This window comes from Vibrio sp. vnigr-6D03 (genome assembly GCF_002835515.1).
Lineage (GTDB): Bacteria > Pseudomonadota > Gammaproteobacteria > Enterobacterales > Vibrionaceae > Vibrio > Vibrio penaeicida.
Map to the genome: position 1 here is coordinate 75,270 of NZ_PIZL01000050.1, position 20,979 is coordinate 96,248.

The window sequence follows — 20,979 nt, forward strand, 5'->3', positions numbered from 1 at the left end:
TGTGCGAAAAGGCGATTCATCTCTACTTTTTACAAAAAAAGAAATATCTTGCGCTTTATCTCATTTTCTACATATTTCCGTGAAGAAAATTAAAACTTCGGGCATTTGTATTATGCATGTTTTTACTATGAAACGGCACGTTCACTGTGAGGGGGAAACAGTTGCAGTGCCGCATAAAGCCTACCTGTTATCTATTATCTTTATCGGTTAAGGCTGTGCTTTGTCTTGATGCCTTTGCAAGTAGTCTGCGATGCCTTCTTTGCCTGGCTGGTTTGAAAGCTGCGCTAACCGATTCTCATAATTTTTGTATCTATCTCCATTACTTACTAGAAGGTGTGTCCAAGCGACTTGAAGATCTCGATCTTTCTCGGATTGTAGCTTTTGATAAATAGAAGTTTGTTGGTTGAAAGAGAGGGGCACTTTCTTAAGTTGTTTTGCCACAGGAATTATTACTCCCACCATATTTTCGTTGTCCAATACGTAATTCAATGCTGTTTCTCGGGTCTGTTCATTTCGAATAGCGCCTATCGCTGCAACCCATCGTTCACGTGGATCGTTTGACTTCATAGCTTTTAGGTATGTCCCAGAAAAATTTGGATCGTTAGTATTCACTGCAGCTTGTAAAGCGATGACTCGGTCACGTGAACCTGAAGCGGTATCCTCTATCGCCTTTTCAATTGTGTTTACACCGTCAGGCGATAGTTGAGTGTTTCTGTTGGATACGTTGCCGATATTGAAAAGCGCGGTTTCTGACAGCATGGGTGTTTCTTTCTCATGATAAACATGCTTAAGAGAGTCCATGGCAACTTGCGAGGTATTGTCCATGTAAGCCAAATTCACCATACCAGCTGCACGGTATCGTTCTGGAATGGTTTTGTCGGTAATGAGTGACGCTAAATATTGTTCCGACTCGGGTGTGTTGGCTTCTTGTAACGCCATTAATATGGCTTGTCTTTCATCGGGCGTGAATTGTTCATCAGCAAGCATTTCTGCAATCTCAGCGACGGTTTTGTGCTCGACCAAATAGATGCCGACTTGGTAAGCCTGATGTGCGTTTAGGCTAGTACTTAAATCCTTTAACAACAGTCGATACTCCTCGTCATTTTTGATTTTTTCTGATTCCGCAATGATGGTGTCAACGGTTTGCTTATTGTTGGCATTGGCAATAAATAGCTCAGGCGGAAAATTGATGTTCTTTGGTGCGAATCGCTCAAGTTTGATTTGGATATTTTGGAGCAGAGACATGCTGCCAGAGCCAGCGTGTTTGCCTTGTTTCTTGTAAGAGAAGGGCATCAGTGTTTTAAAGTGGACGTTTGATTCAACTGATTCAAGCAATTGATCGGGGTTCATTGTGGCTAACCACGACTCTTGTAATTGGATTTCGCTACCGCCCATCAGCCCAGCTTCCATGGATTCGCCTCGCGTGAATTTAATCAGTTCACGCGTGAGGTTGTGTTCTTTTGCTGTATAACGATAATCAGATAAGCCGATACTTGACGTTAGTGTGATGTGGTCAGGTTCCAAACTAAAGGAAGCATGGCTAAGCAAAATAGACATAACATTGAGTGGGTGCTGAGAATCGAGCCCAAGCAAATCTACTTTGGCGTAAGCTTGAGGAACGGAGTACTCGTAAGTAAACCCCATCTTGTCGATACTGGCCGCTTCTTTTCCTTGTCCTTTTTTAGATTGCGTCTGATAAGTGAAATTGGTGACTAACCCTTGTTGCAAGGAGTGAGGAACATGCGGTTCTTTGAGAACAAGATCGAATTTTAATAGCGAGTCTGGCGATGCTGAAAATGCTTGACCGTCACTTTCTGAAGTATTTTTGACCGTTAGCTCGACTCTATAACCCAGTAAATGTTCATCGTATTGCTCGAAATCTTTACTCGTATTTTGTGTCTTGGGTGATTGAGCTGGCAATGGGAGAGATGCTGGACTCTCTGAAGTCGCTTGAGCCACCGCTTTTTCTTCTACTGGGTTATCCAACGGATAGGCGGGTGACTCAACGTTGGAGGGGTATAGCCAAGAGGTATAGGCGTAAACGCCCAACCCTAGCAATGCGAGTGTAAGACCTATAAATGGCTTTTTCATTGTTGTACCTGTATCTTTAGCTGCCTATCGAGTGGGGACAACTTAACTCCCACTCGTTTGTTAAACGTTCCTGAAACCAGCCTCTAAATATTGCTAGTATCGTTCATTGAACCACCGGTCGCCTCACCCGCGTCATTCACTTCTACTTTGAGTTTGAATTTCACGAAGTCATCATAGAGAGGTAGGGTGTATTTAAGTAATGGACTCCAACGTACTAGAGTGGTTTGCCAAATCGTCCATGAGAACGGGGAAACACCAGCGCTCACACCAGCGCTAAATGAGCCACCACCGGCACTAGCCGTAAAGTTAGCATTGCTCCAAACGTAGCCTTTCCAGTTTTTTGGGTTGGCTGCGCGTGTTAAGCCACTTTCTAGACGTGTAGGAAGCGAGAGCCTTAGTAAGTTGGCGGAGCCTTTTAGGAACCCCTCTAGACCCATACCGACAACAAGCTTGCCCCCGACGTTTGCAGCCGCAGCAGGAGTTACTGATACATACATGTACTCAGGTACGCGAATTCCAGCGATGGTTAAAGGGTGAGGAACGTTCTCGAAGTAACCGCCATAACCTCCACCCACTTCTGCTGTCAGTGAGACGTTGCCACCTACATCGAAGGAAAGTTTGACCGGAATAGGGGCTTGCGCTAATTCCATAGCTTCGCCTAATCCGGTGGATATGCTCGCACCTACAGTGACAGCGGCACCATAGCCGTTGTGTACGCCATCGCATCGAGTGCTGCCTGTTACACTGAGTCCCCAACCTACGTCATCGGTTACGTCACCACCTACGCCAACTGACATTGAGTGAGAACCCCATAAACTGTTCCAGACACCAGTTACTGGTAAGCTAGGAAATAATTGACAGTAGTTTTTACTACCGTCGAATAACGTAAAGAAGTCTTCTTCCAATTGACCTGCATCGTCCCAGCTCCAATCGCCAACATTACCTTTTGACGGACTCGATGTAGGGCGGTTTGCTTGGTGCACATCAAAAGTCGCTACCGTCACCTCTTTGCCTGCAATAGTCACACTCGTGTCTAAATTCTCGAGTAAATAAAGTGCTGGTGAACCGTCAGGGTTCAATACCAGTGCGTTTGTTCCCGTATTTTCCGCTTCAGGGAAGAACGGTCCACTGATACCCCAACCAAATTCTTGGTTATATTGGTTGTAAGAAAGTGGAACGCTCCACTCGCTCAGAAGAGTCCAAGTACCGAGTGGGATGTCCCCATTTTCGTTCCCCAAGCTTGCGCTTGCTGTGGTACTACCAAATACTGTTAATGCAAGCAAAGATATCGTACTTACTGCTTTTGCTTTTTTCCTTATTATATTCATTTTAAATTACCTTTTTCCTTATGTAATATTTGAATATTATTAAATTTTTAGATCTTGATAAATTATTTCTTACTTATTTATTATTACCTCCTTAGTTATTTTAATTTTAGATTTTGTTTAATTAGTGATTCTAACTTTAGATTTTATTTTATTAGTCTGTCGTTTAATTGTTTTTCGATTTAACTTATTGTTTTATCGTCAATGAAAATAGAATGATTTAATAACCCTGCCGATTTAACTTGTTTTTTTAGAAAACAGTATTGTCAGGATTTTTGGCAATAAGAAGTCCTATGGAAGGGCTTTCCAGCCAGTCCCTATCTAGATTTATATAGTACCCCTGCCCATTATCTATGGGGAATAGGCAGTCAATGAACCATTTACCATATAAGGAAATGTCATCTACAATGAATTTAATAGTATAAATATATTCAGGTTTATTCCTGAGTGATTATCTTTACATGCAACCTCAAAATATAATGGATGATGAATCTTTATTTCTTATATAAGGATGTTTTCAGACAATATATGCTAAGTCAATAATTATTCATGGCTCATAAATAAGAATGTAGTCTTTGGTGTGTATTTAAATAAAGAAAATATGATATCAGTACTATTTTTTATGAAAATTAATGATAGAAATATTTTCTGGTACGACCAAAATAGGTGATAAATATTATAAGAAGGGAATTTAATGGGTGAAGGGATTTTTTAGATAGCCTTCTATAGCAAAAGACTATCCAATGGAATTACCTAGGCTTGTTTATCGGTATGGACAATATAGTTTACTTCCACGTTGTTGCCGAGAGAGTATGTATCTGTTAGCGGGTTGTAATGCAATCCGGTTATCGATTGTTCGAACAAGTCTGTCTTATCGATCATTTTTAGAAGTTCTGCTGGTCGAATAAACTTTTCATGATCGTGCGTACCTTTAGGCACGAGTTTCAAAAGGTGCTCTGCGCCAACAATTGCAAATAAGTAAGATTTGAAATTGCGATTTAAAGTGGAGAAAAAGACCTTCCCCCCAGGCTTCACCAGTTTGGCACAGGACTGAATAACAGAAAGTGGGTCGGGGACGTGTTCCAGCATCTCCATACAAGTTACCACGTCGTACCTTTCAGGATGCTCTGCCGCATGATCTTCTACGGTGCTTTGAACATATTCCAGTTTTGTACCCGTTTCCAATGCATGGAGTCGAGCAACCTCGAGCGGTTCTTTGCCCATATCCAAACCTGTGACTTCCGCACCTTCTTTCGCCATGCTTTCGGCGAGTATGCCTCCGCCACAACCCACATCGAGCACTTTTTTTCCGAATAGACCCTGGCAATTATCCTGAACGTAATTCAGTCTTAATGGGTTGATCTGGTGGAGAGGTTTAAATTCGCCTTCTAAATCCCACCATCTGGAAGCCATATCTTCAAACTTTTTGATTTCCGCAGGATCGACATTTTGTTGTTTGGTCATAACAATCACAATCAGAATTAGGATTGAAGCATTATAGCGACTGAAAAGCAGGAGAACACCAGAATTCCAATTTTGTGAAATTTGGCATCACAATATGGCTATAATTCATACAGATAAAGTTTTTCTGTACGATTTCTCAACGATTGAATCACAACCAAGGTCACAACCTGATAAAACGAAGGGGAAAGAGATGCCGAACGGGGTATTTGTGTGTTATATTTTTGAACCTTGTACGTATCTAACATACGATCAAACTATAGAGGGATAATGGCTCTATGAGCGATCTAGCTAAAGAGATCACGCCCGTAAACATTGAAGATGAGCTCAGAGGTTCATACCTAGACTACGCGATGTCTGTTATCGTGGGTCGTGCTCTTCCAGATGTGCGTGATGGCCTAAAACCAGTACACCGCCGCGTTTTATTCGCGATGAATGTACTAGGCAATGATTGGAATAAACCATATAAAAAATCTGCCCGTGTGGTAGGTGATGTCATCGGTAAATATCACCCTCATGGTGATAGTGCAGTTTACGATACGATTGTGCGTATGGCACAGCCGTTTTCACTTCGCTATATGCTCGTCGATGGTCAAGGTAACTTTGGCTCGATAGATGGCGACTCTGCAGCGGCAATGCGTTATACCGAAGTTCGTATGGCGAAAATTGCCCATGAACTGCTTGCTGACCTCGACAAAGAGACAGTGGATTACGTACCAAACTACGATGGTACGGAGCAGATCCCTGCAGTACTTCCTACAAAGATTCCTAACTTGCTGGTAAACGGTGCCTCTGGTATCGCAGTAGGTATGGCAACGAATATTCCTCCTCACAACTTAACCGAAGTGATCGATGGGTGCTTGGCATTCATTAATAATGAAGAAATCACAATCGATGAGTTGATGGATTACATTCCAGGACCAGACTTCCCTACGGCAGCATTGATTAGCGGTCGTAAGGGCATTGTTGACGCTTATAAGACCGGTCGTGGCAAGATCTACATGCGATCAAAAGCTGAGGTCGAAGCAGACAAAAATGGTAAAGAAACCATTATTGTCACTGAAATTCCATATCAGGTGAACAAAGCGCGTCTAATCGAAAAGATCGCTGAGTTAGTAAAAGATAAGAAAGTTGAAGGCATCAGTGCATTACGTGATGAGTCCGATAAAGACGGTATGCGTATTGTTATTGAATGTAAGCGCGACGCAGTAGGCGAAGTGGTTCTTAACAACCTTTACGCTCAAACTCAGTTACAAACCACTTTCGGTATCAACATGGTTGCGCTGAACAACGGTCAGCCACAGTTGTTCAACCTGAAAGACATGCTAAAGTGCTTTGTCGATCACCGCCGTGAGGTTGTGACTCGTCGTACTATTTTTGAATTACGCAAAGCTCGCGATCGCGCGCACATCCTTGAAGCACTTGCTCTAGCGTTGGCTAATATCGATGAAATCATCGAGCTTATCCGAAATGCAGCCACACCAGCAGAAGCGAAAGCAGGTCTTGTTGCTCGTGGTTGGGATTTGGGCAATGTTGCTGCCATGCTTGAAAGTGCGGGTAACGATGCAGCTCGTCCAGATTGGCTTGAGCCTGAATACGGTATTCGTGATGGTCAGTACTTCTTAACTGAAACGCAAGCGCAAGCGATTCTTGATCTTCGTTTACATAAGTTGACAGGTCTTGAGCACGAGAAAATTCTAAATGAATACAAAGAGCTTCTAGAAGAAATCGCAGAATTGATGCACATCCTTGCGAGCACAGAGCGCTTGATGGAAGTGATCCGCGAAGAGCTTGAAGCAGTGCGTGAAGGCTTTGGTGACCAGCGTCGTACAGAAATTACTGCGGCTGTCCATGACATCGATATGGAAGAGCTTATCGCTCAAGAAGACGTCGTCGTTACTCTGTCTCACGAAGGCTATGTTAAGTACCAAATCCTAAGCGATTACGAAGCGCAGCGCCGTGGTGGTAAAGGTAAGAGCGCAACTAAGATGAAAGATGAAGATTACATCGAACGTCTATTGGTTGCGAATACGCACGATAATATCTTGTGCTTCTCTACTCGTGGTAAGACATATCGCCTGAAAGTTTATCAATTACCTCAAGCGAGCCGAAATGCGCGTGGTAAACCAATTGTAAACATTCTTCCTCTTGAGGATGGCGAGCGTATTACCGCGATCTTACCGGTATCTGAATACTCTGCAGATAAGTATATCTTTATGGCAACGGGTGACGGAACGGTTAAGAAGACGTCTCTAGACCAGTTTGCCAATGTACGTTCTAACGGTCTCATTGCTGTTAACCTACGCGACGATGACTCGTTGATTGGTGTAGACATTACTGATGGCGAAAGCGACATTATGTTGTTCTCCCAGCAAGGTAAAGTTGTACGCTTTGAAGAAGGTAAAGTACGTGCAATGGGTCGAACTGCTGCAGGTGTTCGTGGTATGAAGCTGGCAGAAGGCGACCAAGTGGTCTCGTTGATTGTTCCTTCAAATGAAGGTGACATTCTAACAGTTACGCAAAATGGTTACGGTAAACGTACGCCACTTGCCGAGTACCCTACGAAAGGTCGTGCGACTCAAGGTGTTGTTTCTATCAAAGTTTCAGACCGTAACGGCTGTGTAGTCGGTGCCGTACAAACTGAAGAAAACGACGAGTTCATGATGATTACCGATGCTGGTACTCTTGTTCGTACTCGCGTGTCTGAAGTAAGCCAGGTAGGTCGTAATACTCAGGGTGTAACCCTAATTAGAACGGCTGAAGACGAAAACGTTGTTGGTTTGCAACGTATCGAAGAAATCGAAGAGTCTGAAGTACCTGAAGGCGAAGAGACAGAAGCTACAGCTGAAACTAATGCTGAGCAGCCTGAATCAGCTTCAGAGCAAGATGCACCAGAACAAAAAGATTCTGAAGAGTAATCTCAGTACCCAATAAGTTAAAAGCCATCAGCATTACGCTGATGGCTTTTTTGTATATCTAGGCATATAGGTTATTTGGATTTAGGTTATTGGGATATAAAAATACCTAAGTGAACTAACAATTGATGTTATTTTCACTTAGGCATTTTTGTTTACTGCACATTACTCTATTTTATATTATTTATTTTGCCTAATATTACAGTCGATTTTTCATATACTTTTAATACAAGAAGGCATAACAATATATTATGTCTATGCCTTTCTTACAAAATCTTGATTAGCACATTGAAGGGGCAGAAAATTTCAAGTCTTCCAAAATACGGGTATAGTCCGTGATGTTAAATTTACTACAATCTTCGTTGTTGTCGATATTTAAATATGGCTGCGTACTCAGAGAAGATACCAACATATAGTAATAGTCGATATTCATATCATTACAACCTGGCACCTTTTTAAGAGCGGAATACAAAGTTTGTTTGGTGACATGATTAAAGCGAGATTCTTCTAATTTCTTCCTAGATTCAAAGTCTTGGCTCAATCCACCGCGCGTTAGAAGAATTGGAATATTTGGGTGGTTTTGCCAAAACTGAACGTATTTTACAATAATTTCTGATAGCTGAACTTGGCTCCTTGATTTGAAAGAAGAAAACTCTTTCGCAAGCCTAGGAGTATGCTCTTCAATTAATTGATCAAATAGCTGTTCTTTATTCTTAAAATAATAAACAACTAGCGCAGGACTCACACCGGCTTTTTGCGCAATTAATCTAAATGTCACTCTTTTAAATGCATGGGTGAAAAATAACTCTTCAGCTGCTTTTAATATCGCTTCTCTATTTTCATTCATTGGCATAATTAATACCGCTCCCCCTTATTGATATGGTTGATTCTATTGAGGATGCGAGTGATGTCAATTTACCCTATGCACAGGAGTACCTATAAAATACGTTTCAAAATATATATGTATGGAAATATATTGATTTGTGACTAATTGTTAACAAAAAATAGTATTGAAATTCAGGGAGATAAACTTGGAAGGAAATATTTGTAAGTTTTGTAAGGTGATTAATGATATTTGTAATGGTATGTAGAATGAAGGGCAATTTGGCGAAATCCTACAAATTGCCCAACAATTCACTAAGGTTTGAGTAACACTTTCACGCTACTGTCAACTTGGGTTTCGTCAATGTAACCGATGATGTTGTTACCTGTTTGAACCGTATTTTTTACCAGATCAGCATTAGGTAGAGCTTTTGGTGGTTGCCCTTTACCTGTAAACACACGCTTTGCCCAATAAGCTTGCAACTGCGCTTCTGTTTTCCCAGTGACTTTTTGGTGGAATTCCTCTTTGAGCGCGTCGCCATCAGCGAGATCCACAACGTCAATATTGAGAGATTTCGCCTTGCCAAGGTAGAGTTTCTTGACGGTTGCAGCACTAAGCGCGTCCATTGAAGGGTTACCAACGACAACTACCGAAGCATTTGCGCTTGTACTCAGAGCCAATGCCGCTACAACGATTAATTTGTTCAACATATTTCTTCCTTAAAATACAACGTCAACTTTTAGCGTATAGAGTAGGTTAGTTTTATCTTGGCTTTCCGAGCTTAACCCACCAAATGTGTCACCAAAATCGGTCATGTAACTGACATCTCCCTTTAGCGCAACATTTGTCATTACATCCCAGCGAGCACCAATGCTGTAGGTGGTGCGCTGGATGTTTTGAGCCGATTGGATAGCCTTTGCGGAACCTTCAACACTGCCAGCGGCTTTTGCAGCAGCTGCTTTTTGTTGCGCTTGAGCCATAAGGATTGCTGCCATACCGGGATTGCTTGCCATCATTGCTTTGGCTTGCGTGAATAGTGTTTCAGCTTGAGCCGCAAGGTTAGCAGTGCTTCCTTTTACTGATGCGTAATGCTTGTTTCTTACATCGTTATCTTTTGTACGCATATGCGAAACAGTGAAATACGGTGTTACTCTGTTAAGGCGGTATGCCGCGGTTAGGTAGGCAGAATCTACATCTGCGTAAAAACCTTCCACTTCTGTGCGGGTCAGTTCAGAGGACAGCATTAGGCTGCCACTGTCGTATCGGGCACCTAAGCCGTAAAACTTAGCTGCATCGTTATCAAAGGTGGTGTTTGCGATAACGCCACCAAGTGGTTTCAGTGCTGCACTAGTGCTGTTCCAATCAACGTCAGAAGAAACTTTTGCTTGGCCATATACAGCACGCAACGTCCATGTATCGTCAGTCCAGTTAACCACACCACCCAAGATTTCATTGAATTCCGTTGGCGCATTATAAGAGTGCTTGTTTGCAGTTAGCTTTTGCGAACCCGCAAAGCCTTGGAACGAAAGGGTACTATCCTCTAACTCGATATCGTAAATGAAGTCTCCACCTGTCAGTGACGTGACAACGACAGGACCGTAAACTTCGGTAGGGACACGAACACCAACTTGCGCATAACCCACTTCTAGATAGTCGGAGTACATAAAGAGAGGTAGACGAAGTTTACCGCCTCGAACTTTCAGGTTAGGCGTAAATTGATGGCTAACAAACGCCCACTCAATATCAGGGCTCCAACTCTCTTTCTTGGTTCCACGCGCAACCAACTGAACTGTCGCAGATGTTGAGTCATTGATTGCAAACTTACTTTGAAGACCGATTAGGGAGCCTTCGTCAAACTTAATTTTGTCTGTCGAGTAGGCGAAGCCATGATTGTTGTTTGCAACTTGCATATTGACTGAGGCAAAGCCATTGAAGCTAATTTTGTCAGCGATTGAAGATGACTTTTGTGCTTCCAAAAGTTTAACTTGGTGCTCTAGTGCTTCAATACGTTTTTCTGAATTAGCGTTTGCAGCTTGAGCTGAAAACGTGGCAGCGCAAATCACCGCTAATGGTAGCAGGCGAAAAGTTTTGTTCGTCATTTTTATTCTCCGAAAGGGATTAGACTTTAAATTGAGAGGTGGATTGGCTCAGTTGAGCGACAATATTACTTAGCTCGTGACTGAGAGATTCAAGTTCGCTAGTGGAATGCGAGACTTGTTGAGAACAATCAGTAAAGTCATCCAGCCGTTGTTGGATCTGATTGGAAGTTTGATGTTGCAATTCAGTCGCCTGAGCAATTTGCTTATTCACCTGAGTGATACTTGCAACCTGCGTGGTGATTTCAGACAAACTTTGCCCAGCTTCTCGCGCGTTGTGTACACCGAGCGACGAGCTCTCTAAGCCCTGAGACATCGCTTCAACTGCTCCATGAGCTTCGTTTTGCAGCTCGACAAGAAGGGCATTTATTTCTGTTGCTGAGCTTTGCGTATTGCTGGCAAGTACTCTTACTTCATCAGCTACAACAGCAAACCCACGGCCATGCTCACCCGCTCGGGCAGCTTCGATAGCGGCATTGAGTGCCAACAGGTTTGTTTGTTCTGCGACATTTTGAATGGTGCTCAAGATAGAACCTACGTTATTTGTATTCGATTCAAGTTCAGCTAGTTTGGCCGCGGTAGTTCGAATTTTTTCTGCGAGTAACTGTATTTGATTGGAAGTCTTGGTCACGACTTCTGCCCCTTGCTCTGCTTTTTGATTGGCAGATTGAGCTTGACGATCGGCTTGTGAGGCGAAATCAACCACATGCTTGATAGAGTCCAGCATTTCGCCAATAGAGCGGGTGACATCTTCAATTTGCGTTTGTTGCTGGTTATTTAAAGCCAGCGTATTCTGAGCACTGTATTCCATACGAGTAGAGACTTTCTCAAGCATATTGCTACTGTCCAGCGTGCTTTTTATGATGGTTTGTAACTTCTCGATAAACTGATTGACTCGGCTAACCAATAGCGAAATTTCATCTTTACCGTTGTATTCAATACGCGCTGTTAGGTCGCCATCTCCACTGGCAATCTCTTTCATCTTTTGCGTTACTAAAGAAATCGACTTTGTAATGGAATGTTGAATGGCAAATGAAGTGACACCAAGGGAAACAATAAGGATACTACCCAATAGTATGGAAACAGACGAAGCTTGGTTCGCTTCCGCTTCAGACGTTTGAATGGTCTCTACCACTTGCTTACGTATGCTTTCTCGAAGCTGATCGGAGATAGAGTTCAGCACTTTAAGTTGTTTTTCGATGAGCGTAGCGCGGTGGCTCAACTCGTCGAAAGTGCCATTCAGCTCAATAAAATCTAGGCTGAGCTGTTTTGCTTGCTGAGAGTATGTTTGTAGAGAAGAAGCGAAGTTCTCAAAGTTTTGGGCATACTCAGGCAGTACACGCGCCCCTTTTTGTGCATCTTTGAGTAGCGATTGGGTGAGTTCATCTGCTGTGATCAGTGCGGATTCATCTTCCATTACAACAGCGGCATCAAATTGCTGTTTTAAGCTCGGAAGTAAAGAGTTCAGTTTTACTGCCCGCTCTAGTGCAGGGTAGTATCGACTTTCTAAAGCATTAAGGCGCTCACTGCTTTCTTTATGGATACTGACATTCATGAAAATGATGGTCAGCAAACTTGCAGATACAATAAGCAGCAACAAGATAAATTGATAGCGGATTGAAATGTAGCGGGACAGTAGCATGACTTCGACTTATATTCGCTGATCACATCGGACCATTTATGAGTACTGATCATTTTATCGCGCTAGGCGAGTTCTACTGAGTTGTTACATTAAACAATCATCTATCGTTGTTTAGATTTTGAATATAATCCTCTTAAACTACAATAATTCCTCGATGATAATTCTTTTTTTCCAGTTTTTATGCCATTCATTGAGATGAGATACTGGCATTGGCCTAGCAATAAAGTACCCCTGTGCCAACCCATTTTCCCCTGATAGCCCTTGTAAACATGACCAAAGCGATTTGTCTTCGATTCCTTCAGCGACTGTATTGAAATTGAGTCGTTCAGCAAGGAAGAGGCTTGCTTCTACAATCGCTCTCGAAACGTTGCTGTTATTCACGTTTTTAACAAAGTCGACATCCAGTTTTAGTTCTGAAAAGGGCAACTCCTCTAATAATTTGAGAGAGGAATATCCTGTGCCAAAATCGTCAATTGCTAGTGCTACCCCCTTCATGCAGATTCGAGTGGCAGAGGCGAGTGCTTTACCGAGGTTTTGTATAATATCGGATTCGGTGAGCTCAAGGCGAATGGAAGACGCTGACAAGGTTCTGTCGTCAATCAAAGTGAATAAATGTTGGGTAAACTCATCATTCATCAATTCATTCGCTGTGATGTTAAATGCAAACCGACGAAATTCAGTAATGGGTAAATCCCGAATGGCTTGGGTTAAGGTTTGTAATGCGATGGGATGCAACAACCCGAGCTCTTTTACTTCATCTAGGAAGAAGTAGGGAGTGAGCACACCATATTCTGGATGGTTCCATCTAATGAGCGTTTCACTTTCTAGCCATTCTCCGGTCTTGAAGCTAACAAGTGGTTGGTAGTAAAGCTCGAATTCATTGTTTGCGATTCCCTTAAGGATCGATTTTTCAGTCACAGAGACAGAAATAGACTCTGGAGAGGTTTTTGATGAGTCTTGACCTGAAGTATCGAGTAGGAGAGAAAGCTTTTCAGATGTAACGGGCTTCTCCATTAATCCAATAAGTTTTAAGCCATACTGTTGGCACATTTTTTCAGCAGAATTGATCACGATTTCATTCTGAGCACTGGAAATGATGATTTCACCTTGATAATTCTCTTCTCCGAGCTTTTGAAGCAACTCTATGCCGTCCATTGTTGGCATGTTCAAATCGCAAATAAGTAAATTAGGATGATGTTTTGCGATGTAAACGAGAGCTTCGGTGCCGCAAGACACTGAAGAGATATGGTTCAACCCAGCCTTTTCTAGTTGTAAATGCAAGAATTTCCTTTGGAAATCATGGTCTTCAATTATTAGTACGTGTCTATTCATTTCGACTCCGGAAGCTATGCGAGCTGAATACTTTGTGTTTCTATTGAGCGCTTTTCTGCTGCGCACGTAACGACTGACCTTTTAAAAAAGCATAAGACCTTTTTGCTTATAAGGTTAATTCGGTCATGAACTTTATTGAGTTCCGTATCATTTGGGGATTGCTCTAATACATCAAGAAGGAACAAGTTTGCTAATGACGAATGTTCAAATAACGGTGAGCTAATTAAGGTATTTATCAGATGGCTGGTATTGCTGCCAGATTTATATTCACACCATGCGGTAAACAACATTTCATAAGTATTGGAAAACCGATTATTTGTTGGCAGTGGAATCGAATTCCATATTGCTTTGGGTTTACTCCAATCACTTTTTACTAATTGGGCACACAGCAAGAGCTTGTGTTCTTCATCGAGCCATAAATTTTTGCCAAGTCGCTGTTTTAGCCGCTGCAGCATGTTGCCACAAAGAAGGTTCGGCATAATAAATGAGGTCCACAAAAGACTGGATATCGCTGATGGGTCGCAGTTCCTTTCGCTCAATATAGAATTAGCCAGCTCTCTGCTTACTCTTATTTCTCCTTTTGCCGTCGACAATGCGAGCTTGAAAGGGTAGCAGTCAGTAGGGCGGTAATCCGCCCGTTGAACAAGTGAGTGCAATATCGATTCAGATTGTGAAATCTCTCCCTTTTGAAATAGCAGGAAAGCATAGATAAGCCCGATCTTCATTGTCGGGTGTGACTTGAAAAATGCCTTAAGAACGATCAGACGATGTTCAAGTGGCACCTGGCTAAAGTGAGAAAACTGCTCGATGACATGGATTGCCTTTTTGGAGGATGACGTGGACTTTAGCGCAGTCATAAATCCATTAAGCCCTGCCTCTTGATAGGCATGAATAGCATTATTACTCAACTTTTGGAGGTTGAGATTGGATTGGATACTTGTCGAGAGTGTATCCATTCTCAATGGTTTTATGATGTAGGCATTGGGGTTGTATGATGAAAACCCTTGCACAACATTCACCGAGTTATCTGCTGTCGCAACAATCACAATGGTATCGTGAGCTCGAAGCTCCTGTAGGTGTAAGGCTTGCAAAAACTCTAACCCGCTAGCGCCGTTGCCTAGGTTTTGATCGATAATTATGACATCGAAAATATGGGTTTTACATAATGAAAGTGCACGGGTAGCACTAGAACACATGAAAATGTTTTCTGCCAAAAAGCCGATCTTTAGAATCATAATCCGCGACGTGTTTCGAATTAACTCGCAATCGTCGACAACGAGAATCTTTTTATTTTGAATGGTATTCATGGGTGCTTTTATGTGTACTCAAATTGGTTAAGAGCGTTTGTAATGGCGATAACTTCTGTCTGCAGCATGTCGTATTTTTGGCTGTCTTCATGCATGGCGGCATGCTCGAAATCGGCTAGCACATCTGATAGTGCATGGCACTCCAGCATTCTTGCGGCACCTTTCATTCTATGGGTCACATGCTTTATTTCGTTGTGATTGTCGTTTTCCATTGCAGCGCTGAGTTCTAATAAATCCTTGTTTTGACTGTCGATGAATTCTTTAACGATTTGCTTGGCAATATCCATGTCACCAAATATGTCGCACACTTTCGTAATATCGATAAGGGGTGCTGTAAGTTGAGTTTCTGTTTCGGGTGTTACTGTACTCGGTGACGTGTCAGTTGAGACTGCCTCTTCGTCAGAGAAATCTAGAAATCCAAAGTCCAACTCGGTGTTTTCGAAATCCTCTTGCGAGGCTTCTAGAGGGGAGGGCTCAGCAGGAAGCAAGCGAGTTATAGCCTCATCCATAATGGGCATTTTGGTCGGCTTAGAGAGGAAGTCATCCATCCCAAGGTCAAGGCACTTTTCGCGCTCTCCCTGAATAGCATTTGCCGTGAGAGCGATGATAGGCGTCCGTTTTTTCTGTGTTTGGGACTCCAACTGTCTAACAGCACTGGTGAGGGCGTACCCATCCATTTCAGGCATATGGCAATCTGTGATGATAAGACCGTAGCTGTGTTGTTGAAATGCGTTAAATGCTTCTTTGCCATCAACAAAAATATCCGCGTGATACCCCAGTTGCTTGAGCTGGCTAGCAATGACTTGACGATTTATTGGGTGATCTTCGGCTACGAGTATCAACCTATTTGAGTCCACAGCTTCTTCTCGGCTTTGCTTGGAGGTGCAGCTAAGAGCATCGTGAACCACTGCATTAACTTCGTTGCGAACAGGCTGGGAGTCGATGCAATGCTTGAGTTGTGATGGGATGATCGGGTTTGCAGACAGCAGCCAGTGGTCGTCTTTTGGGGTTGGTGAAAGCATGCCTTTCTCAGACAGCACCAAGCATTGAACAGAGTCATGGTTTGACGTCCACCAATCAGCAGTTAGATCTAGGCGAGCATAATCCATTTCAGAAATGAACAGGAAGTCACACTGATGCTTACTGATTAAGAAATCCAGTTTTTCTTTGCTTTCCGTTTCTCCAAATTCGGTTGTTATCCCCCAATCTTCTAAGTACGCACATAGCACCTTTGATTGAAAGAAATCATTAATAATGAGCCCTTGTAGTGGCGCTTTATCCAAGTGCTCCGCTGCTTGAATGACTTCTACAGGTAGAATGATTTTGAATTGAGAGCCGCTGCCAATCTTGCTGCTTACTGCAATGTCGCCGCCCATTTGATTAATGAGCTGCTTGCTGATGGTTAACCCGAGCCCAGAGCCGCCAAATTTCCGTGTTGTACCTTCATCAGCTTGAACAAATGGTTGAAACAAGCCTTTGAGGTTTTCTTTTTCAATGCCTATTCCGCTGTCTGTCACTTTTATCATGAGTGATTGCTGATGAGCGGTTTCTTCTACCAGGCTAACGGATAAGTTAACCGTTCCATGCTCGGTGAATTTTACAGCGTTATTGAGTAGGTTATTGAGGACTTGCCCCAAGCGAACTTCATCAATGCTTATGGTGTGAGCAAGTTCTGGATCGAGCCACAAACCAAATTTAAGCCCCTTGGCGTGAGCATGTCTCGCTTGAAGTTGAGTTATCCGGATGATTAGTGTTTCGAATACACAGGGTTGAGGGCTTAACGTCAGTTTGCCAGCCTCAATTTTGGAAAAATCCAAAATGTCGTTCACGATGTGCAATAAGTTATTGGCAGATTGCGAAAGGCTACCGTGAATTTTTTCAACTTCTTCAACAACAGGGTATTGCTCGCAAAGCTCCAATAAGCTCACAATCCCGCCTATTGGAGTTCGGATTTCATGGCTCATATTTGCTAAAAAACGGGATTTGGCTTCTGTAGCAGAAATGGCTTTTTGCCTTGCTTCTCGCAATTCCTTTTGTTGTTGTTTTAGTTCGGTTATATCGGTTAGAACGGTATTCCAAATGTAGCTGTCATCGGTTTCCGTAATCTTGCTTTGGATGTGGAGCCATTTCTCTTCATTGTCGATAAGCAGCCCGACGTCCTGCGACATATAGCCTTCAGTAATGGCTTGTCGAACTTTGTGAATCAATTCCCTTTTGTCCTTTTGCCTCATTGGGCTAAAGAAAGTTCGAGGGGAATTCATAAGTTGGTCTGGCTCAATACCAATCAACTCACAAATACCGGCACTCACAAATGTAAAGTGAATGGAATGAAGGTTGCTTTTACTTTGAGAGTGTTGGAGCACAGCACCAATCACGTTGTCTGCGAGTTTTTGAACCCTTTGCTCGGCATCTCGCGCTCGTTTTCTTGTTAGGTGCAGCTCGGTTATGTCATCGAGTATGGTTACCGTGCCTTCAATCTGATGATCTGGGGTGACATAGGGGCATTTCCAGTAGGCGTAGTATTTTTCGACGCCATCGATAACCACTTCATTTTCGAGCCTAGGAAGGGAATAGCCACTCAAAATCAAGTTATCTTCATCTTTGTTGTTAACAAGAGACTCGGTCAGGTACTTGAGATACTTGAGATCGCTCGCGGACTTATTCGTACTCTGGATAATGCCGTTAGCGTCGCGAACAACGATAGGAAACGGAATCGCATCCAACAGCGAACGCTCATAGTTGACACGTTTTTGCAGTTCTTCTTCTGCTCTCTTTCTGTGGAAAACTTCTTTTTTCAGTTTCCAGTTCCACGTGATAAACAGCAAAATAATAAAGCCAGCAACCCCTGCAACGGTGAGAAACCCATAAACAACATCTTTACTGTCGATTCCAGTTTCGTAGTTCGCATTACGCCACTTTTTATGGATGTCTTGAATCCGTTGTGGAGGAATAGCGTTCAACGCTTTGTTGATGATGTTGATTAAAAGCTGCTGATCTTTCTCGACTGAGAATGAAATGGGTACTTCCGCGTTTTTGTTCATCAGGCTAACAACTCGTAGCTGACCAGCGTACTTGGATTGAAGCTTGGGGGAGGCAATGAAGAGGGACATCATTGCTTTATCGACTTCTTTTTGATCAAGAGCTTCGAGAAGTTGGTCGCTACTGTCGTAAAGAACGACGTTACATGCGGCACAATAATCTCGAATTTTGTCTATTCCCACAGTGTCCTTAACTGTGCCGATCTTAGCGTTATCCAAATCTGAAAAAATCAGGTCACTTTTGTAGTTCTCACTCCGACCAATGAGCACCCATGGCTCCCGCATATAAGGGTGGGAAAATAAATGATCGGCGTATTTGGCTTGCTCCGAAGAGCTTGCCGCGTGAATAAGGGGCAACGTGTTGGAATGATGATAATCGATGGGCTCGTTTTGAGAGGAATCGAGATTTAAGTATTCCAACTGCATTCCTGTGAGTCGGGATATCTCTTGCAAGATTTCCGCTGAGATGCCCTGATGACCAATATTTGAATGAAAAAAATCGATAGGGGGCGTATTGCCTTTGGTGACGACTAATAATTGAGGGTTGTTAGCTAACCATTTCTGCTCCGCTTCAGTGAGCGCAAGTGTGTCATTTTTAACCAGTAAGAAACGTTCTTGTGTTTCATCTAGCCATTCCTTTAGAACTTCGGAATAGCGAGTACTCCGTTTGAAGCTGGCAATGGCTGTATTGAAATTTTCGATCAGTTGGCTATTACCATTTCTCGCTGCCAGATAATGGCTTTGAACAGGAAGATCATCGAACAGTGAAATTGACAAAAAATCAGCGTAAGGGCCTGATTGGAGCTGTTGGTATAGCATAAGACCATCACCAACCGTTGCGTAGGATACTTCCATTGCCACATTGAAAATGGCATCAGATACCGTATTTGACCTAATTAATTTTGCATTTGGGTACAACCCTTTAAGAAAAGCTTCTCCATTCATGTAGGACAAAGTGTGTGTATCCAACTCATGGTGATACCCAATCTGTTCACGTGCTAAACCAATTTGCCTAGAAGAAATAATGGGGTTTGAATACGAAAGCGACGTATCTTTGTAGTTTGTCCCTTGTGTCGTAATTGCATCGATCTCTTTGTTAACAAGGGCTTGATGAAGTGCTTTCGGGGATTTGTACGCTCTAAATTCTACGTTTCCAAGCATATAGAATTGGAATTCACGGATGATACTTGGCAAAAGACCGGTGACATTACCATTCTGAGCCAGCGAATACGGAGATAGGTCATCACTGAGAAAACCAATGTGAAAGGTTTCGTTGTATTTGTCTTCATCTGTTAGCTCTGCCTGCAATGTAAAGCTTACTGCAAACAAACAAATCATCGATAGAACTTGGGTAATTGCTTTCATTTTTAAACTCAGTCATCGCAAGTTGTCAGATTTTAAGAAAAATGAAACAAGTTCGATATTTACCATGTTAAACAACGGGGTAGCTTTGTTTAGTGGCGGGTGAAAATAATGAAAAAAGCAGTGGTGATTGGCGGTTTGTTTAATGATACAAAGAAGAAAGATGAATTTTTAACTAAAAGCTCACTAAGGTGAAGGCGGGTTGGCAGTGTTTCTAGGCGTTATCTTTGTTTGGCTCTTTATATTAAGTAAAAAGCTCATAAAGTTTTGAGTTGTCTCATATTTTAGTAAATGGCTCATTGTGTCAAAATGGTTTTGTGACATTAAGCCAGAAAAACTGCTAAACGTTCCTTGTACTGTATAGCAAATGTTACTATCATTCTTATAAATTATTGTAGTTATATAGAAAAACGTTTCGCAATAAAGGTGATGTTTCGTGGAACCAACTATCTCCAGTTTACGGCAAATTTTTCAAAATAAGGTCCATTCCGCTTCTGGCGCGCAATCTTCCGTTTCCGGTTCTGCATCTACCTTATCTGTTTTAACGAAAGAAGAGCTTTCAGAGCTTGAAAACCTTTGGGTTCAGCTTATCCTTTGGCAGAAGAAACAACATTAGGCGGTTTATTGTCGATCTAATGCTGCTTTAACCACTTAAAGCAGATGGTTTTTTGTGAACAACTTATTCTAATTCTCCTCTAAGCTCGCATACATTGCGGGCTTTTTTCATTTTATTCGTATTTCATTTGATGGAAGTTTTGTGATTGGCGCTAATTGTTATAATATAACAATTCTTAATTGGGGAGATAGGGAGTGATCGGTTGATTATCATATCTCGTATCCCCATCTAGTAGTCAGAATGCCTCTGTCATACAATATAGAGAGCGAATATAAGAGTGTGCAGAGCACATTCATCATAAATGGGAAGAGTTATGGCGGAAGTACGAGCCAGAGTAGAGTTGAAAGTTGGTTCTAAAAGTCACATCGACGCAGAATTATTGTCTTTTCACGGATTAGAAACAGATAAAGAACATGTCGCGATTATTTTCAAATCAGCCGATAAAGAGAGCGAAACACCGCTGGTTAGAATGCACTCCGAGTGTCTGACTGGTGATGTTTTTCACTCGTCACGTTGTGACTGTGGAGAACAGCTGGATGAAACCATTGAAAAAATGGGTGAGCTAGGCGGCATCATTCTTTATTTGCGTCAAGAAGGGCGTGGCATTGGCTTGTACAACAAAATTGATGCTTATCGTTTACAAAGTGAAGGTATGAACACGTATGAAGCAAACAATCATTTAGGTTTTGGTGATGATCTCAGAGATTTCACGGAAGCAGCCCAAATGCTTGATGCATTAGACGTTAAAAAGATTCGCCTGATCACCAATAATCCAAAGAAGATAAAAGAGCTGCAAGATCATCGAATCGAGATAGAGGAAGTGGTAAACACTCATGCTCATATCAAACATGGAAACGAGAGCTATTTGAAAGCAAAAGTCTTGCATGGTAAGCACTTACTGGATTTGTGATAGATCTATTATTTGTTTGAAATAAACCCCACAGATGTGGGGTTTCAGACTGCTGACAAAG

13 protein-coding genes are annotated in these 20,979 nt (G+C 42.3%); 3 read left to right on the top strand and 10 right to left on the bottom strand.

All coding sequences use genetic code 11. The annotated features are described in order from the left end of the window. Positions 1-207: 207 nt before the first annotated feature. The 3 genes from CW749_RS26795 to ubiG form a co-directional block, all read right to left on the bottom strand. Complete coding sequence (locus CW749_RS26795; protein WP_101115532.1) at positions 208-2,091, bottom strand: hypothetical protein; 1,884 nt, start codon at positions 2,089-2,091, stop codon at positions 208-210. 83 nt (positions 2,092-2,174) lie between these two features. After that, the gene (locus CW749_RS26800; RefSeq protein ID WP_101115533.1) at positions 2,175-3,419 is read right to left on the bottom strand and encodes a hypothetical protein; all 1,245 of its coding nucleotides are present in this window, start codon (positions 3,417-3,419) and stop codon (positions 2,175-2,177) included. A gap of 750 nt (positions 3,420-4,169) precedes the next feature. Continuing rightward, positions 4,170-4,880: a bifunctional 2-polyprenyl-6-hydroxyphenol methylase/3-demethylubiquinol 3-O-methyltransferase UbiG gene (gene ubiG / locus CW749_RS26805; RefSeq protein ID WP_101115534.1), complete on the bottom strand. Its 711-nt coding sequence runs from the start codon at positions 4,878-4,880 to the stop codon at positions 4,170-4,172. A 275-nt stretch (positions 4,881-5,155) separates the two neighbouring features. Here ubiG and gyrA point away from each other — a divergent pair, with 275 nt between their 5' ends. Then, a complete protein-coding gene (gene gyrA, locus CW749_RS26810; RefSeq protein ID WP_101115535.1) occupies positions 5,156-7,795 on the top strand; it encodes a DNA topoisomerase (ATP-hydrolyzing) subunit A in 2,640 nt (879 codons plus the stop codon). A gap of 277 nt (positions 7,796-8,072) precedes the next feature. Here gyrA and CW749_RS26815 read toward each other — a convergent pair whose 3' ends face one another. The 7 genes from CW749_RS26815 to CW749_RS26845 form a co-directional block, all read right to left on the bottom strand. Beyond that, positions 8,073-8,645, bottom strand: a complete 573-nt coding sequence (locus tag CW749_RS26815) for a TetR/AcrR family transcriptional regulator (RefSeq protein ID WP_101115536.1) — start codon at positions 8,643-8,645, stop codon at positions 8,073-8,075. Between the two features lie 284 nt (positions 8,646-8,929). Further along, positions 8,930-9,325, bottom strand: a complete 396-nt coding sequence (locus CW749_RS26820) for a phosphate ABC transporter substrate-binding protein (RefSeq protein WP_101115537.1) — start codon at positions 9,323-9,325, stop codon at positions 8,930-8,932. 9 nt (positions 9,326-9,334) lie between these two features. After that, on the bottom strand, positions 9,335-10,714 hold the full coding sequence (locus tag CW749_RS26825; protein WP_101115538.1) for a hypothetical protein: 1,380 nt from the start codon (positions 10,712-10,714) through the stop codon (positions 9,335-9,337). 19 nt (positions 10,715-10,733) lie between these two features. Then, positions 10,734-12,353, bottom strand: coding sequence for a methyl-accepting chemotaxis protein (locus tag CW749_RS26830; RefSeq protein WP_101115539.1), 1,620 nt, complete (start codon positions 12,351-12,353; stop codon positions 10,734-10,736). A 138-nt stretch (positions 12,354-12,491) separates the two neighbouring features. Beyond that, positions 12,492-13,685, bottom strand: coding sequence for an EAL domain-containing response regulator (locus CW749_RS26835; RefSeq protein ID WP_101115540.1), 1,194 nt, complete (start codon positions 13,683-13,685; stop codon positions 12,492-12,494). A gap of 14 nt (positions 13,686-13,699) precedes the next feature. After that, positions 13,700-14,992 carry a response regulator gene (locus tag CW749_RS26840; RefSeq protein WP_101115541.1) on the bottom strand — a complete coding sequence of 431 codons (1,293 nt, stop codon included), beginning with the start codon at positions 14,990-14,992 and terminating at the stop codon, positions 13,700-13,702. A gap of 8 nt (positions 14,993-15,000) precedes the next feature. Beyond that, the gene (locus CW749_RS26845) at positions 15,001-19,395 is read right to left on the bottom strand and encodes a transporter substrate-binding domain-containing protein (protein ID WP_101115542.1); all 4,395 of its coding nucleotides are present in this window, start codon (positions 19,393-19,395) and stop codon (positions 15,001-15,003) included. A gap of 433 nt (positions 19,396-19,828) precedes the next feature. Here CW749_RS26845 and CW749_RS26850 point away from each other — a divergent pair, with 433 nt between their 5' ends. Together CW749_RS26850 and ribA are read left to right on the top strand one after the other, a co-directional pair. After that, on the top strand, positions 19,829-20,008 hold the full coding sequence (locus CW749_RS26850) for a hypothetical protein (protein ID WP_101115543.1): 180 nt from the start codon (positions 19,829-19,831) through the stop codon (positions 20,006-20,008). A gap of 313 nt (positions 20,009-20,321) precedes the next feature. Then, positions 20,322-20,918: a GTP cyclohydrolase II gene (ribA, locus tag CW749_RS26855; protein WP_101115544.1), complete on the top strand. Its 597-nt coding sequence runs from the start codon at positions 20,322-20,324 to the stop codon at positions 20,916-20,918. Positions 20,919-20,979: the final 61 nt, after the last annotated feature.

Bases quoted from the DNA above. Each gene is read 5' to 3' on its own strand.
- CW749_RS26795 (WP_101115532.1), bottom strand. From the start codon at position 2,091: ATGAAAAAGCCATTTATAGGTCTTACACTCGCATTGCTAGGGTTGGGC.
- CW749_RS26800 (WP_101115533.1), bottom strand. From the start codon at position 3,419: ATGAATATAATAAGGAAAAAAGCAAAAGCAGTAAGTACGATATCTTTG.
- ubiG (WP_101115534.1), bottom strand. From the start codon at position 4,880: ATGACCAAACAACAAAATGTCGATCCTGCGGAAATCAAAAAGTTTGAA.
- gyrA (WP_101115535.1), top strand. From the start codon at position 5,156: ATGAGCGATCTAGCTAAAGAGATCACGCCCGTAAACATTGAAGATGAG.
- CW749_RS26815 (WP_101115536.1), bottom strand. From the start codon at position 8,645: ATGCCAATGAATGAAAATAGAGAAGCGATATTAAAAGCAGCTGAAGAG.
- CW749_RS26820 (WP_101115537.1), bottom strand. From the start codon at position 9,325: ATGTTGAACAAATTAATCGTTGTAGCGGCATTGGCTCTGAGTACAAGC.
- CW749_RS26825 (WP_101115538.1), bottom strand. From the start codon at position 10,714: ATGACGAACAAAACTTTTCGCCTGCTACCATTAGCGGTGATTTGCGCT.
- CW749_RS26830 (WP_101115539.1), bottom strand. From the start codon at position 12,353: ATGCTACTGTCCCGCTACATTTCAATCCGCTATCAATTTATCTTGTTG.
- CW749_RS26835 (WP_101115540.1), bottom strand. From the start codon at position 13,685: ATGAATAGACACGTACTAATAATTGAAGACCATGATTTCCAAAGGAAA.
- CW749_RS26840 (WP_101115541.1), bottom strand. From the start codon at position 14,992: ATGAATACCATTCAAAATAAAAAGATTCTCGTTGTCGACGATTGCGAG.
- CW749_RS26845 (WP_101115542.1), bottom strand. From the start codon at position 19,395: ATGAAAGCAATTACCCAAGTTCTATCGATGATTTGTTTGTTTGCAGTA.
- ribA (WP_101115544.1), top strand. From the start codon at position 20,322: ATGGCGGAAGTACGAGCCAGAGTAGAGTTGAAAGTTGGTTCTAAAAGT.